The sequence below is a fragment of the Streptomyces sp. NPDC044704 genome, assembly GCF_056433525.1.
Genome location: NZ_JBWKGY010000019.1, coordinates 37,443 through 51,341 on the forward strand (window position 1 = coordinate 37,443; position 13,899 = coordinate 51,341).

The window sequence follows — 13,899 nt, forward strand, 5'->3', positions numbered from 1 at the left end:
CGGGGGTCGTCGCGGCGGCGGTGTGGTGGGCGGTGGCGTGGTGGATGAGCACCGGAGTTCTCCTTTAAGGCGACGAATGTTGCGTTAAAATGCTGACATGGATTCCCCTGCGCAGGCAAGCGAAGGTTCCGGCCAACAGGAACCGGCCGAACTGGCCACGACACGGCGCCGGACCGGCGGCCGGAGCGCCCGCGTCCGCGCCCAGGTGCTGGAGGCGGCGGGCGCGCTGCTCCTGGAGGCCGGGTACGACGGGCTCACGGTCGACGCGGTCGCGGAACGCGCCGGCGTCCACCGCACGACCGTCTACCGGCGCTGGGGCGACGTCGGTCGCCTGCTGGCCGACGTACTCGACGCCGCGTCCGACGACACGTGGAGCCCACCGGACACCGGGTCACTGGAGAACGACCTGACCGCCCTCAACCAGGAGGTGTACGAGGCGCTGGCGGGTGGCGGGCCGAACGTGACCACGGCCCTGATCGCCGCCGGGTTCCGGTCGGCGGAAGCGGCAGCGGCACTGTCGCGGTTCTGGGAGGACCGCTACGAACGCTGTGCGGTGGTCGTCACCCGCGCGGCCGACCGGGGAGAGCTGCCCGGCCCGGCCGACAGCCGGGCGCTGCTGGTCGCCGCGACCGCCCCGCTCTACCACGAACTGCTGCTGCTCCGCACCGCCCCGGACCCGACGCTGCCGCGCCGCGCCGCCGCGGCCTCCGCGGCGGCGGCCCGGGCCGGCGCCTTCGAAGGCGCGAACCCCAGCCCCGACCGGTGACCGCCGCCCACCCGTTGGTGCACGCCGGCTATTGATGCCGTTCAGATCGGCTCGCCTTGACTGGTGCAGAGAAGACGGCTCCTCTGCACCAGACGACGCCGTACACGTGGGACACGTCGCTGGCCGGTACGGACTACCGGTTCAAGCCGGACATTCAGATCGACGCGAACATTCTCCCCGCCGATGGGAAGATCCGCCCGTTCAAGACCGGCTACCAGTGGTCGCTTGACTACGACGGCGGCACCGAGGATCTCGACCGTATCCGCTGCGACACCCCTGCCGCGGACGCTCCGCCCGGGTCCGTTCCGGGCTGCGTGTTCGTGAATGTCGCTCCGACGTACACGTTCAACGCGAAGGCGTTCCCGCAGGCCGCCGCGCACGCGTGGCTGATCCAGAAGGCCACGCCGAAGCATCCGGGTTCGATGACGGATCAAAAGCCCCTCTACTACATGGGCGACGAGGCGCAGAACAACCGTTCCCGTGGGCGGATCTGCCCCACCGGGTGGGCCGCGAGCAACGGTGACGCCTCCGCCCTGGTCGACGCGGGCGACACCCTGAACTGTGACGAGTTCGCGTTTGCCTCGTCGTACAACAGCGGCGGCATGTCGTCCACCGAGGGCGGCATCAACCCGGCGATCCCGCCGGGGAAGACCACCCCCAGCGGGGATGCGTGCATTTCGATGTACGCGAAGCAGCACGGCAGCATGATCCACCTGTTCTCGCAGAACGGGGCTGACCCCACCTTCAACGAGGTGTGTGGCCGGGCGGCGATCTCGGGCATGCACAACCAGGAATCCATGGGCGGCCACTTCGCGAACTTCATGAAGCAGATGCGCATCAAGGACAAGGATGCGTACTGGCTGGATACCCGGATCGATGACGGCGGCACCTGCACGTACGGTGTCGGCGGCGGTCAGCCGGTGATCTGCCAGCTCGCTGCGCACTAACACCCGGCACAACAGCGAGCGGCCCCCACCCGGGTTCTGGGTGGGGGCCGCTTCCGTGTACGCGGGGTCAGGACATCAGCAGGTGGACGGCGGGGAGGTCACCGGCCATCACGGCAGCCTGGTCAATGACGACCTCGGTGTACTTGCCGGCGGCGGTGAACACCAGCTCCGGCAGGCGCGGCCTGTGCTCCTCGTGGTAGGCCACGACCTCGGCCTCACTGGCGTCGGGGATCGAGGGGAACACGGCGCCCTCGGCGGTCAGCGCCAGGTCGAGGAAGCCGCCCCGGCCTGTGGCGGTGCCGAACTCGGCCCGGTAGGCGCGCCCGTCACCGGGAGCGTGGATGAGCGCGGCGGGCGGGCTGTACCGGTTGACGGTCAGGCACAGGATCTCTTCATCCGGGCAGGGGGTCATGGACTTGACCTTGCCTTGGTAGCCGCCTGCCCAGGTGGCCATGTGCCCGTTCTCCAGCACGTACGTCCAATCCCCGCACGTGCCGTACATGGCGTAGCTGAACTGTGCGGTGGGCGGCGCGTCGGGGAGGGGCCGGGTGCGCAGCTCGGACAGGGGAACGCGCTCGCTCAGTTCGTCGAGGTCAGCGCCGAGGTTGATGAGGAACTCGTCCTGATCGACCCCTCGGGCGAGGGTGAGGGAGATCCCGGCGTACATGCCACGGGTACCGGGCGGGGTGGGGGTGGTCTGCTGTGCGCCTATCCACGCGATGCCGTCGCTCATGGCGGCCACACTATCGGGCCGGTCTGACAGGGGCAGGGCGGGCAGCAGAGTGCCGGCGGGTGGCGACCGGCGCGGGGGTCGGTTCCCGCACCGGTCGGGGCGCTCGGCCTGACCCGCAACCCCCATGGAGACGGGACTAGGTGTAGCGCTGGCGCCAGATTAGCGGTCTGTGCTGGTGGTGGACGGTGTGGCGCGTGGGTGTCTGGTACCTGTGGGGGTGGTGAGTTGGATGGGCAGGGGAGCTGATGCCGGACAGCGGTGAGGCGTGGCTGAAGTTCCGTGCGGCTGTTGAGGCGCAGGGCGGGACGGTGCTGGAGCCGGAGTGGCTCGGGGTGCGGGCCAAGCATCGGGTGCGTTGCGGTAAAGGGTCACGTTGGCGGATCCTGCCGCCCGGGAAGATCGCGGTGATCGTCCTGGCCGTCCTGCGTCACGACCAGCGCTTGGCCGACATGGCCGGCGGCAACGACGTGCCTCCGGCCCGTACGGGCCGACGTGGGTGAGGTGCAGCCACTCGGACCGGCCCTCGGCGTCGAATGGTGCCCACTGGTTGGGCCGTGTGGGAACACCGTCGGACCAGTTGTCCCAGACTGCGCGGGCGGCCAGGGTGGGGCGGTCGTCACCGGGGGTCGGTGATGGTGACGTCGATCAGGGCTCCGCCGAGGACGGATGGGCGTGCCTCGACGGTGTCCAGGCCGAGGTGGTACCCGGTCATCGTCCGGCCGTGGCGATCGAGGCGCCAGAGCGTGATCGGGTCGCCCTTCTGAGGAAGGGGACGACGCAGCAGGGCCAGGAGCGGTGCGGCGGGTTCGCAGCCGATCAGGTGCACGGGCTGGGTGGGTCGCTGCGGGCGCGGGGTGAACAGGCCGTCAATGGAACGGCAACTGCCCGATGAGCTGTCCCCCTGGATCGAGGGGAACCACAGGTCGAACCGCGGACTCGCAGGCAGCCGTTTGCCGCCCCAGTAGTCGTCCTCCCTGACTCCGGTGCCCACGACGATGTCCACGCGTCCGGGATCGCCCGGCGTGGGCCAGTGGGCCAGGACAGTCGTGTCCTCCAGGTCCCAGAAGCGGGCCGGCCCGTCGTTCGCGGGATCCACAGGCTCGATCGAGAGCATTCCGTCCCCCAGCAGCCGCACCGCTTCGGGGCTGCCCGCCACGGCCTGGACCAGCAGACTCTCACGCGGGCAGCCACGCAGCGTCAGAACCTCTCGCGCCCGCGGAGGCGGGTTCACGAACAGGCCCTCGACATCCGCGCACCGCCCCCACAGCAGGCCCTCCTCCTCACCTTCGGGGTCCTCCCGCACCAGGAGATACCGGACCGGGAAGTCCCGCTCCCACCCCACACGTTCCTCAGACCGCACGCTTCTCCCCTGCTACCAGGCTGTCTTGGCGCGCCAACCCTATGGCTCACTGACGCCGAAACCCCTCCGAATATCGCGTGCTTGGAATGACGCTCTCCGCCAGCTGGAGCAGCGGAATGGACGCCCGCGCGGCGGGAGGCGTACGCGAGCGACCAGGGCCAGCCGGCCTCGCTGTGGCAGTGACGGCCCGCTCGAACCGGCAGAAGGCGGATCAGGATCCGGCGGAGTGACTCCCGCCGGCGCCGGATGCGTTGTGCCGGTGCGGCGCGGAGTGGACCGCGACGAAGCTGCGGTGGGGTCTCGCGGTGGACGAGCTGGAGCGCGACCGCCTGCTGGACATCGCGGCCGGCTGCGGCGGCACGGACGTGGAGTTCACCCCCGCCCCGTAGGTGCCGGGTGCAGACGGGCTGAGGGCCGTCACCTCGCCGAGGGTGGCGGCCTTCTCGAACTCCATTCCCTGGCCCGCGGAGATCCTCGCCTGGCACCGCCGCGCGGAGGACGGTCACGCAGCTGGGTCAGCTGTGGCGCTCCGTCTGGTCATCGGGCGGCAGCAGGTCTTTGGCTCTGCGTTCCATCAGGACCGGCAGATAGGTACGGACCCGCGTGTATCTGAGCTCTTCGTATGCCGTCTGTACTGACCTGCGCACCAGTCCTGTGTCCAGCTGAGGGTGCGCCTTCATCAGCCGCTCGCTGACGTGGCGGATAGTACCGGCATCCTCCGATTCCGCCATCCCGCGCCTCACCTTCCTCAAAGGGACCGTCGTCCCTCAGTTTCACGGAACGGCCCCAGGCGGGTAAGTCGATCTTCCGCCGCTTGTGCACGGCGGTCGGCCGCGCCCACCGGCTGGAATCTGCTGGACCGATACCGGCAGGCAGTGGCGGGGGAGTAGTTTCGGCAGTGACCGGCTGCCTGCGTTCCCAGGCAGCCAGCCCGGCCGCAGGCGTTCTTCACCGCGCTCGTCGGCTGCGGGCGTGGTGATCACCGAAGACAGGGATGGGTCGATGGGCGGGTTCACCGCGTGGCTGTTGAGGCACGTGACGGACCAGGACGCCCTCGGCGAGCTTGCGAGGAGGGCCGCAGCCGATCCGGACTGGCCCGAGGCGCCGGACCGGCTGGAGACGTTCACCGCGCACCTGGAGGGCGGCCGTGCCACGCCAACGGCACTGCAGGACCTTACGGACGCCTGGGTCCGTTACGCCTCCCGCTGACCGCTCCCAGCTGGACCCGCGTCTGGACTGAACTGGCGGGCGAACGGCCGTCAGGCCTTCTTGATGGCTCCCGAGGCGAACCATTGAACGAGGGCGGCGGCGAGGTGCACGGCCATCCTGGCGGCTTCGGGTGTCTCGTCGCGCGTCTGGGTGCGGGCCCCGTGCCGGCTGGTCTGGCTCTCCCACAGCAGCGTCATCATCTTCAGGGCCGTCTCAAGGCCTTCGCTGCCGTTTGACCCGGTGATCGCGCTGCGGAGTTTGTTCTGGAGCTGTAGGAGTTCACCCTTCATCGTGCCCAGGGTTGCCTTGCGGTTGTTCGGCTGGATGGTGTCGTGCAGAGCGCATTCCACGGCCTTGATCGCCTCGCTGTACGCCTTCACCGGATCCGGATGCAGCGCGTAGGCGAGATCCATCGCCTGACGGAGGTGCCTGCTGGCAGAGCCACGCTCCGGCTGCTCTGCTGCCTTCAGCGCTTCCTCGACTGCCGCCCCGACCGCGGGATCGACCCTGCGCACCAGAGCACGGCCATCGCTGCGGATCACGGACGCGGCGCGTGCATCGCTGATCAGCTGCCGCAGGGGGACGCGGAAACGGATGTCCGGGAGCGAAGACGCCATGGTCAGGGCAGCCGACGTCCTACGCGACACGATCGAAGCGTTCTTCGCCGAAGTCGACCCCGAGGACCTCGGCTACGACGACCTCGCGTGGGCGCTGACCCGCGCGCTGCGCCGTGCGGAGGCCGTGCCCCTGGTGTGAGTGGTGCCCGGGGCCGGGTGGTGATGAGGCATCACCACCCGTGGCCGCCTCGTGGGATGGCAGGCTGGGGGGGCATGGATGCTGCGTGGGTGGGGCGGGCTGTGTACGGGTCGAAACCCGGTGACCCGGTGGGGCCGCAGGACGGGCGGGCGTACGCCGAGTTGCTCGGCGGGCCGCTGCAGGGGCTGCTCCTGGACGTGACCGGGTGGACGCCGCAGGAAGTCGTGGACGGCGCCCTGTTGATGTCGGATCACGGGGCGTTCGGCCCGGTTGGCCGTTCCGACTACGAGCCGGCTGGACCGGACGCCGACGGTGGCGGGGGTGCCCCGCCGGTACGTGTGGCGGGGCGATTCCCCCTGACCCGTACGTCGGAGCGTGCCGATATGGTTTGCGCGGGTGAGGCTCGGTGCCCGCGCCGGCGGGGGCAGTACCACCGGGCCGCCTCTTTCCATGCTCCTGCGGCCCGCTTTGCGGGATGGATTGCGACATTTTCCCGTCATCATGTGACGGGCGCTGTCGTCATGGATTCGCCGCCATGTGGGGCTACTGTTCGGAGTCATTTCCGCCGTGGATCGACGTGGACGTGGTTTACAGTTTCAGATGTTGGCCGATAGACTTTAATGTGTCAGGCGGCATTGTGCCGTGCGCGTTGCGTACTGGCGTTTCAGTATGTACTGAGGTCGTCTCTGTGCATGCCGGAGGCCTGCCGCGCTGGTTGCGGGGCAGGCCTCCTGTGGACCGCCGTCCCGGGCCTGGCTAAGAGGTCCGGGGCGGTGTCAGCCCAGTTTCACCAGTGCGGCCGCGAGGGTCGCGCAGGCGGCGAGCAGCTTGACGCCGGGGGTGAGGATGCGTGCGATGTGCAGTGCACGGCGCAGGCGTCGACGGTCCCCGGTGGGGCGCTTGCTCATGGTGTTCCTTTCCTTTGTGGGACGCATCGGTTGTGCGTCCTCCCGTGGGGTGCCCTGGACGTCGCAGGTCACCTCACAGAAAGGCGCGTGCGCCCCTCATGAAAAGAAACTCCATGCCCGAACTTAGCTCTTTTGATATCGGCTTGCACGCGATTCTCTGAAATGCCACTTCGGAATAATGCGTTCCGTTTGCGCCGGGTTGTCAGCTGTCGTTCCGGGCTCTGCCGGGTACAACCGGGGTTGCTGCGTCAGCCGGTGTGCTGCTGGTCTTCCGTGGGGTCGAGCTGCTGTCGTGCGGCCAGCTCGGCGGCGGTGGGCTGGACGGAGTTGGGGCCAGTGAGGTCGGCGGCGAGGTCGCGGACGGCGGTCTCGCGGGGGGTGCTGCGTTGGTCGTCGGCTGTGCGGCGGGCGTCGATTTCGTGGCGGGGCCACCAGCGGCGTCCGTGGAGCTCGATGCCGGTGGAGAGGTAGCCGGTGGAGGCGTAGGCGCGGACGGTGTGGGGGCTGACGTCGAGGACGTCGCCGGCCTCACGGTCGGTGAGGAGGTCGCCCGGGTGCTCACCGGGCGGGGGCGGGTCCGGTAGGGGCGTGCCGTTGAGGTGGGCGCGGGCCTGGTCGCGGTCGTAGAGGCGTAGGCGGTCGGCGGGGTTGGTGACGGGGACGTGGGCGCGGAAGGCTGCGCCTTCGCGGCGGCGCCATGTCTGGACGTTCAGCCCTCGGGCGGTCGCGATGTCGTCCTCGGTCATGGCGGGGCGGCCGTGGGGGATAACGGGATGGTGCTCCTGTCCGGAGAGTGGAGGGGTTCTAGACTGCCGTACGCAGTCCTGCCCTTGTGGTGGAGACGGGTGAAGGGGGCGGCGGGTACTGACCGCGCACGTGTGGTTGTGCGTGGGCCACCGACCCCATCGTCTTGTCCGGGGGGCTTTTCGCGCTCCGGATCCGCGGCGTCCCGGATCGAAGCCGGCGGCGACCGACGCGGACGACACAGCGCCCCGTTCGGCCACGTCCTGGTGCTCGCGGGCGTCCACGCGGTGATGGGTCGCCGGCCCGGCCCCGTGGGGGGCCAGGCGGCCGACGGACATCCCGACTTCGGCGGCGATCTCTTCCACGGTGGCGAAGTCGGGGGCGAGGTAGTAGTGCGGGACGACGTGGGCGGTGTGGCAGCTCAGGTACAGCTCTTCCCACTCGTCCACGCCCAGCTCGAAGAAGAGGACGACGTCGCCGGCCTCGGCCCTCACGATGTGGGGGTAGATGCCCCGGCCGAGTTCGTTGGTCGCGACGCTCCACCCGTCGCCGAGCAGCTCGGCTACGGACGCCACGACTGGACGGCCTCGCCCACCGTCTGACCCGGCGCAGGTTCAGTCGGTCTCGGCTGGCGAAGAGGTGCTCCGGCCCTGTGCTGCTTGTGGGCCCGGTATGCGGTCTCGTTGTCGCTCTGCCGCAAAGCCGAATGCCTGCCTGCGCGTTCGTAGATCGGCTAGGTTGGAGAAGTCGTAACGTTACGAGATGTTATGGAGACTCATCGTGACTGACTCGACTGCTGAGCTTGGCCCTGAGGAGCGGCAGCTCGCCGCCAAGGTCTTCGACCTGGCTCGCCATGGAGACACCGCCGCGCTCGCCACGTATCTGGACGCTGGCATGTCAGTCAACCTGGTCGACGACAGGGGTGATTCGCTGGTCATGCTGGCCGCCTACAACGGTCACCTCGACACCGTGCAAGCGCTTGTGGAGCGCGGAGCTGACCTGGACCAGGCCAACACTCGAGGGCATACGCCCCTCAGCGGAGCGGTGTTCAAGGGGCGAGACGAGATCATCCGGGAACTGTTGGCGCGTGGCGCGGACCCTTCGGCAGGATCCCCCTCGGCGATCGAGACGGCCGACATGGTGAACCGGCAGGATCTGGTGGAGCTCTTCAAGAAGGGCTGAGACCGTGCCTTTGCGATGAGCCGGCGTCCGGAGGGTCGTGGTGCCACTCGAGTAGGCCGTTCGGTCCGGCCGCCGCCTGAAGCCGGCTGTCCAGGAAGCGCCTATCCCTGACAGGGACAGGCGCTTCCTGCGTGTCCGGCGGCGACGGGCGGTCCGGCAGACCCTCCGCGGCTGCGGCCGGCCGAAGGGCGACGGTGGCCGGCCCCGGGGCCGGTGGCCGGTCACCTCGCGTGATGTCTTCGGGGACTGGGGGACCTCTACGGCGGTCCGGTCCGCACGGTCCCCACCGCGCGGCACCAGACCGGCCACCCCTTCGCCGCCGTCACCGACTACGTCTCCGCGGCGTACGCCGGCGTCGCAGTGAAGCATCCGACCTCGTAGACAGAGACCAACGCCATGTACTCCTTGCTGCCCCTGACCACGTCAGACTGGGATTCGCTCGCGGACCTCGTCTACCGCCGCAACGACCACGAGATGCGGATCCGAACCGCGACGACCGACGGTTCGTCCCTGCTCCGCCTGGCTGCCGACTCCCAGCTGGACATTCAGCTCATCGGCATGTGGGGAGACGATCAGCTCGTCGGAACATTCGCCCTGGAAGAAGGATCCGACGCCCCGGGGTGGACCAAGGACGAACGCTCAGAGCAGAGCTGGATGGTGCGGCTGGCCTTCACCGATCCCGACCACAACCGGCTCGGCCGGCTGGCCACGCTGCGGATCGGTGACTACGCCGCTCGACAGAACACCCCCACCGCTGTGGATCCGCTGTGCCCTCCCAGACCAAGAGGTCGCCTGGTACCTGGAAAGCCAGTGAGGGTGGCCTCGCGTGCGGACGGCACGCGACAAGCCCGGCTACCAGAACTTCCTGCTGCAGAGAGCCCCAGAACGGATCGAGCACGTCGACCTGCTCGTCACGACCGGGGCCGAACTTGCCGTTGAATCAGTTCTGAGCAGGGCGCTCCTCACGAGCGCTCGCACAGCTCTGAAGAACTGACCACTTCGGGTGGGATTCCTGGTTCTGATGGCGCCCGATGAGGTGCCATCTCTACGCTCGAACAACACGGGGCCGGCCGCGTGGCCGGCCAAGGACGAACTGGTGCAGGAGAGTACGTGCTCACCACGGGCAAGCTGGTACGGGACCGGATCCCTCAGATCATCCGCGCGGACGGAGCCGAGCCGGAGGTCTATGTGGCCGATCCGGCGGAGTACCGCGAGCGGCTCCGCGCGAAGCTGGCCGAGGAGGTGGCGGAGTACATGGAAGCGGACGAGACCGACGCCCCCGAGGAGCTCGCGGACGTCCTCGAGGTTGCCTTCGCCCTCGCGGCGGACCTCGGCGTCGACGCTGCCCAGCTCGAGAAGATCCGGGCGTCCAAGGCCGAGCAGCGGGGCGGGTTCTCGGAGCGCATCGTCTGGACCGGCAACCGCTGACCTGCGGTGCCGGTCCTGTAACACCTCTACAGCTCGGGTTTGACCAGCACGATGTGACTTACTCCCGGCAGGGTCAGCCCGGCCGCCCCCACCGCGGGGGCGAGGCCGGCGTGCCGGGCGAGCGCGGTGGTTTCCGCCGCGCTGATGCCGCGCTGAAAGGTCCCCTTCCCCTCGCTCGACCAGTAGCCGTCATGATGGGCCGTCCAGCTGCCGCTGGCGGCGGCCTTCGTGATCTCCTCGGGGGAGCGGGTGACGACCACGACGCGCCCGCCAGGGCGGACGAACGCGGCCGCGTCCTGCAGCGCGCGGATCCGCGCTCCCGGGTCGGGCAGCACGTTGAGGACGAACATCTGGGTCACCAGGTCGTAGCCCTTCCGCTTTGGACGGGGCCAGCCGAACCCGTCGTGAGGGTCGTACCCGTCGGCGTCCAGCCCGGCGGCCCGGTAGTGGCCGACGTCGGCCCCGCGGCCGCACCCGTGATCGAGGACCGTACGGATGCCGAGCGGGCCCGTCAGGTGCCCGGTGACCGCACGGGCCGCCGGTGAGGCCGCCTGGCGGCTCATCGCGGTCTTGTGCGGCTGGTACGGGCGCGCGCCCGCGGCCGCCGGCTGCTTGCCCGTCAGGTCACTGATCGCGAACAGTACGTCGTCCGGCTCCGCGACCTCCGGGGTGATCGGCAGGTCGAGGAGGATCGCGGAATGGTCGGTGAATGCCACCGGCCCCGTACGGACTTCATGCCGGGCCGCGACCGGGACCCCGGCGGCCAGGTGGTCGCTCAGCAGGGCCAGGTCACACCGGAAGCGGCTGAGCTTGCCGGTGAAGAGCCGCTCGAACGTGAACTCCGCCTCCCTGTCCGAGCTGGTGGTGTCGACGAGCCACGCCGTCTGCAGCAGGTGTCGCAGCGCCTTGCGCTCAGTGTCCGCGGTGAACCCGCTGACCTCCCCGTCGTACAAGCCGTCCTGCGGCCGCGGCGCGAGGTTGAAGTCCCCGCAGATCAGCAGCGGCCGCCCGCCCTCGGCGGCGGCCAGCGCCGCGAGCTCGCCGAGCTGAGTGGCGCGCGCCGCGCTGGTGTAGGCGTCGAGGTGCACTTGCAGGACGGTGAGCCAGCCGAGCGCCACCCGCTGCGCCCAGCTGGTCGGCGCAGAGACGGCCGGCGTGGCGATGTCCTCGCGGACCCAGGTGGCGAGGTGGCCGTCCCCGCCCGCGAAGACGTACCCGGGCAGGAGCGGCGGGCGTCGGTCGGCGGGCTTGTACGGCTCCTGCGCGACGATGACCGCGACCTCGTGCCCGCGCAGCCAGGCGGCGAACCGTGCCCGGGCGCCGTCCGCGCCGAGCCGCTTGTTGAGGTTGATCGAGGCCAGCAGCATCAGAAGTGCCCTTCGGCGGACGGGATGGTCACAGCGGGATCGGCCGGCCGGAGGCGGCTTCCTCGCGGAAGGCCTCCCACAGCACGTTCAGCGGGTGCGAGGCGTCGTAGGTGTCCCGCTCGCCCTTGCGCGCGAAGACTCCCGAGACGAGCTGGAGCATGGGGTCGAAGTCGTCGGCGAACTCGACCAGGCGGAAGCCCTCGCCGCCGGGCAGCCGGCCCGCGACGGCGGCCTCGCCTATGGATCGGGCGCAGAGCATGCAGCCTCGGGTCATCTCTGAGCGCAGCAGGGCCAGCCCGTAGTAGATGTCGTCGATCTCCGCGACGACCTGGAGATGGGTGCGGAAGTCGGTTCCGTACCAGCGCTCGACGAAGTCGGCGATTACCCCGCGGGAGGGGATGACCAGCGGCAGGTTCCGCAGCCGCTCGACGCCGACCTGCCGGGCGGGCAGCTCGCGGACGGACAGGTTCGTCAGGAGGGCGAGGCCTTCGCGGTGCCACTCCAGGAAGTCGTACTCGGGGGCGAGCGGGCCGTTCCCGACCGGCGCAGCCAGTCCTCCGCACAGAAGGTCCACCTGGTTGGAGTCCAGGCGCTGTCGGAAGTCGCGGGTGCGCACGTGGACGACCTTGAGCTCCACCTCCCGCGCCATCAGCTCGGGCTCCACCCGCTCCCACACCCGGGCCAGGAACGGGAGCGTGAACTCGGTGGTGCCCACGGTCAGGGTGGAGCCGAGCCGGCGGCGGGAGTTCGCGATGCCCTGGAGCCAGTCCGAGAACGTGGACCGGATCCGGTCCACGACCTCCAGCCCGGTGGGGGTGAACAGCAGATCGCGGCCGCGGCCCTGCTTGACCACCACCAGCTCACCGGTCAGTGCCTGGAAGTTCCGGTTGAGGATGTCGAGCTGCTTCTGCACGCTCGACTGCTCCCGCCCCAGCAGCCGGGCCGCCGCGAGCGCCGTGCCCTCCTCGTGGACGACGACGAGCGTGCGCATCTGGTCCCACGTCAGGTCCAGCAAGTCCGGGGAACAGGCGAGCAGATCGCCCCGGAACCCTTCAGGACCAGGCACTTTGAGCGGGCCGGACGGTAACGACGCCATGCGCTTCCCCTCCCCTGGGCGCTACCCCACCAGCTTGCACTGTCCGAGCGGCCAGGAGTAGTGGACTTCACCGCATTTCACGCCAGGAAAACCTTGAAATGTTCGGGTGGACATGGAGACATAGCGAGCTATCCACGGGAACATTTCCTCAGTCGCCTTCGATCTGGCGACGGTCACCACACCGATGCCTGAATTCCGGGGGTGAAGCATGCTCTCAGCCGCGTCCATCAAGGACCACATCAACAGCGGCGCCGTGACGTGGGACGGGGAACTGCGCGGGGACGGCCTGCTCTTGAGGCTCGGCGGTCCGGTCCAACCCCTCGTCGCGCCGGACGCCGTCGTCGACCTGGCCGACCAGGCCAGCATCGACACCCTGTACGGCCCGCAGATCGCCGACTGGACGACGTACGACCTGGCGCCGGCGCAAATGATCCTGGCGCCGGCCTGCGAGCCGGTCTCCCTGGGCCCGGACGTCATGGGGATGATCGGCGGTCTGAGCCATCTGGCCCGAGTCGGCCTGGCCGTCCACGTCACCAGCCCGTTCGTCCTGCCGGGCTGGGCCGGCCATCTGACCCTGGAGCTCGTCAACCACAGCCCGGCCACCCTGCGCCTGCATCACGGCATGCCGCTGGCCCGCCTCGTACTCCAGCTCCGCGACGGCGGCCACGCCGCGACCGCCCACCCGTTCTACGGCCATCCCGCAGACCTGCAAAGCCGCTACGCCGACGAACTCGTCGACCCGAACAAAAGGTGACTGACATGGACGACTGCCAGTTCTGCACCGAGTTCACCGCGCGCGAACCCAAGACCCGCATCATCACCGAGACGACCGACCGCTGGGTCCTCCTGCCGACCATCGGCTGCCTCACCCCTGGCTACTCCCTCTACATGCCGCTGGAGCACCTCGACGCCGCCGCCGACGTCCCGCCCGACGACCTCCCGCAGGTCGCCGCCGGCCTCGAGGCGATGCGCACCCTGATCCAGACCCACTACGGGCCCACCATCGTCGCCGAGCACGGACCGCGCGACTGCGAGCTCGGCGCCTCCTGCTGCAGCCACGCCCACCTCCACCTCATCCCCGTACCGGACCCGGACGCCATCCTGGCCGCGTACGAGAAGGTCGGCGGCCCCGGCCGGCGCCTCTCCTCACTCGTCGACCTGGCCGCGGCCACCGAGAGCTCGTACCTGTACCTCTCCCCCCGCCCCGGCGAGCACCACTACTGGCCCGCCGACGGCCGGTTCGCCCGCCAGTTCGTCCGCCGCGTCGTCGCCGACCAGCTCGGCATCGGTGAGCAGTACGACTGGCGCGACCACCCCTTCACCGAGAACCGCCACCAGACCTACGGCACGCTGACCGCTGCCATCCGGGCCACCGCGACCGCCTGACGACGAGGGGGAACATC

18 protein-coding genes and 1 pseudogene are annotated in these 13,899 nt (G+C 69.7%); 11 read left to right on the plus strand and 8 right to left on the minus strand.

The genetic code is table 11. The features are described from left to right. The first annotated feature begins 97 nt into the window (after positions 1-97). The gene (locus AC07B0_RS32360; protein ID WP_478899562.1) at positions 98-766 is read left to right on the plus strand and encodes a TetR/AcrR family transcriptional regulator; all 669 of its coding nucleotides are present in this window, start codon (positions 98-100) and stop codon (positions 764-766) included. Between the two features lie 56 nt (positions 767-822). Continuing rightward, a complete protein-coding gene (locus AC07B0_RS32365; protein ID WP_478899564.1) occupies positions 823-1,713 on the plus strand; it encodes a hypothetical protein in 891 nt (296 codons plus the stop codon). Between the two features lie 67 nt (positions 1,714-1,780). Here the strand turns inward: AC07B0_RS32365 and AC07B0_RS32370 are convergent, their stop codons facing one another. Next, entirely contained in the window at positions 1,781-2,446 is a 666-nt protein-coding gene (locus tag AC07B0_RS32370; protein ID WP_478899565.1) for a hypothetical protein, read from the minus strand. Positions 2,447-2,691: 245 nt separating this feature from the next. Here AC07B0_RS32370 and AC07B0_RS32375 point away from each other — a divergent pair, with 245 nt between their 5' ends. Then, positions 2,692-2,946, plus strand: coding sequence for a hypothetical protein (locus tag AC07B0_RS32375; protein WP_469382753.1), 255 nt, complete (start codon positions 2,692-2,694; stop codon positions 2,944-2,946). 116 nt (positions 2,947-3,062) lie between these two features. Here AC07B0_RS32375 and AC07B0_RS32380 read toward each other — a convergent pair whose 3' ends face one another. After that, on the minus strand, positions 3,063-3,806 hold the full coding sequence (locus tag AC07B0_RS32380; protein ID WP_478899566.1) for a hypothetical protein: 744 nt from the start codon (positions 3,804-3,806) through the stop codon (positions 3,063-3,065). A gap of 102 nt (positions 3,807-3,908) precedes the next feature. Here AC07B0_RS32380 and AC07B0_RS32385 point away from each other — a divergent pair. Beyond that, a pseudogene (locus tag AC07B0_RS32385) lies at positions 3,909-4,195 on the plus strand (HNH endonuclease); the annotation flags it as partial. Between the two features lie 126 nt (positions 4,196-4,321). Here AC07B0_RS32385 and AC07B0_RS32390 read toward each other — a convergent pair. Beyond that, positions 4,322-4,537 carry a three-helix bundle dimerization domain-containing protein gene (locus AC07B0_RS32390; protein WP_478899567.1) on the minus strand — a complete coding sequence of 72 codons (216 nt, stop codon included), beginning with the start codon at positions 4,535-4,537 and terminating at the stop codon, positions 4,322-4,324. Between the two features lie 271 nt (positions 4,538-4,808). Here AC07B0_RS32390 and AC07B0_RS32395 point away from each other — a divergent pair, with 271 nt between their 5' ends. After that, the gene (locus tag AC07B0_RS32395) at positions 4,809-5,015 is read left to right on the plus strand and encodes a YozE family protein (RefSeq protein ID WP_478899568.1); all 207 of its coding nucleotides are present in this window, start codon (positions 4,809-4,811) and stop codon (positions 5,013-5,015) included. A gap of 50 nt (positions 5,016-5,065) precedes the next feature. Here the strand turns inward: AC07B0_RS32395 and AC07B0_RS32400 are convergent, their stop codons facing one another. Further along, complete coding sequence (locus AC07B0_RS32400) at positions 5,066-5,632, minus strand: hypothetical protein (protein WP_469382756.1); 567 nt, start codon at positions 5,630-5,632, stop codon at positions 5,066-5,068. Between AC07B0_RS32400 and AC07B0_RS32405 the strand changes: the two genes are divergently transcribed. Next, positions 5,631-5,771 (plus strand): hypothetical protein, encoded by a 141-nt coding sequence (locus AC07B0_RS32405; protein WP_469382757.1) that lies wholly within the window; start codon positions 5,631-5,633, stop codon positions 5,769-5,771. The two genes, AC07B0_RS32400 and AC07B0_RS32405, sit on opposite strands and share 2 nt — an antisense overlap. 776 nt (positions 5,772-6,547) lie before the next feature. Here AC07B0_RS32405 and AC07B0_RS32410 read toward each other — a convergent pair. Both AC07B0_RS32410 and AC07B0_RS32415 read right to left on the minus strand, forming a co-directional pair. Then, positions 6,548-6,679, minus strand: coding sequence for a hypothetical protein (locus tag AC07B0_RS32410; protein WP_469382758.1), 132 nt, complete (start codon positions 6,677-6,679; stop codon positions 6,548-6,550). 248 nt (positions 6,680-6,927) lie between these two features. Continuing rightward, positions 6,928-7,998: a MerR family transcriptional regulator gene (locus AC07B0_RS32415; protein WP_478899570.1), complete on the minus strand. Its 1,071-nt coding sequence runs from the start codon at positions 7,996-7,998 to the stop codon at positions 6,928-6,930. A gap of 205 nt (positions 7,999-8,203) precedes the next feature. On the opposite strand from AC07B0_RS32415, the gene AC07B0_RS32420 reads away from it, so the two are divergent. The 3 genes from AC07B0_RS32420 to AC07B0_RS32430 all read left to right on the plus strand — a co-directional run bounded on the left by AC07B0_RS32420 (position 8,204) and on the right by AC07B0_RS32430 (position 10,033). Next, a complete protein-coding gene (locus tag AC07B0_RS32420; RefSeq protein WP_478899572.1) occupies positions 8,204-8,605 on the plus strand; it encodes an ankyrin repeat domain-containing protein in 402 nt (133 codons plus the stop codon). 396 nt (positions 8,606-9,001) lie between these two features. Continuing rightward, positions 9,002-9,544, plus strand: a complete 543-nt coding sequence (locus AC07B0_RS32425) for a hypothetical protein (RefSeq protein ID WP_478899573.1) — start codon at positions 9,002-9,004, stop codon at positions 9,542-9,544. A 171-nt stretch (positions 9,545-9,715) separates the two neighbouring features. Further along, positions 9,716-10,033, plus strand: a complete 318-nt coding sequence (locus tag AC07B0_RS32430) for a nucleoside triphosphate pyrophosphohydrolase (protein ID WP_469382762.1) — start codon at positions 9,716-9,718, stop codon at positions 10,031-10,033. Positions 10,034-10,059: 26 nt separating this feature from the next. On the opposite strand, the gene AC07B0_RS32435 is transcribed toward AC07B0_RS32430, so the two are convergent. Both AC07B0_RS32435 and AC07B0_RS32440 read right to left on the minus strand, forming a co-directional pair. Beyond that, positions 10,060-11,400, minus strand: a complete 1,341-nt coding sequence (locus tag AC07B0_RS32435; RefSeq protein WP_478899575.1) for a methyltransferase domain-containing protein — start codon at positions 11,398-11,400, stop codon at positions 10,060-10,062. Between the two features lie 28 nt (positions 11,401-11,428). Then, positions 11,429-12,466 carry a LysR family transcriptional regulator gene (locus tag AC07B0_RS32440; protein WP_469382764.1) on the minus strand — a complete coding sequence of 346 codons (1,038 nt, stop codon included), beginning with the start codon at positions 12,464-12,466 and terminating at the stop codon, positions 11,429-11,431. A 238-nt stretch (positions 12,467-12,704) separates the two neighbouring features. Here AC07B0_RS32440 and AC07B0_RS32445 point away from each other — a divergent pair, with 238 nt between their 5' ends. Continuing rightward, positions 12,705-13,250, plus strand: a complete 546-nt coding sequence (locus AC07B0_RS32445) for a dCTP deaminase (RefSeq protein ID WP_478899576.1) — start codon at positions 12,705-12,707, stop codon at positions 13,248-13,250. Positions 13,251-13,255: 5 nt separating this feature from the next. Further along, the gene (locus AC07B0_RS32450) at positions 13,256-13,882 is read left to right on the plus strand and encodes a hypothetical protein (RefSeq protein WP_478899577.1); all 627 of its coding nucleotides are present in this window, start codon (positions 13,256-13,258) and stop codon (positions 13,880-13,882) included. Positions 13,883-13,899: the final 17 nt, after the last annotated feature.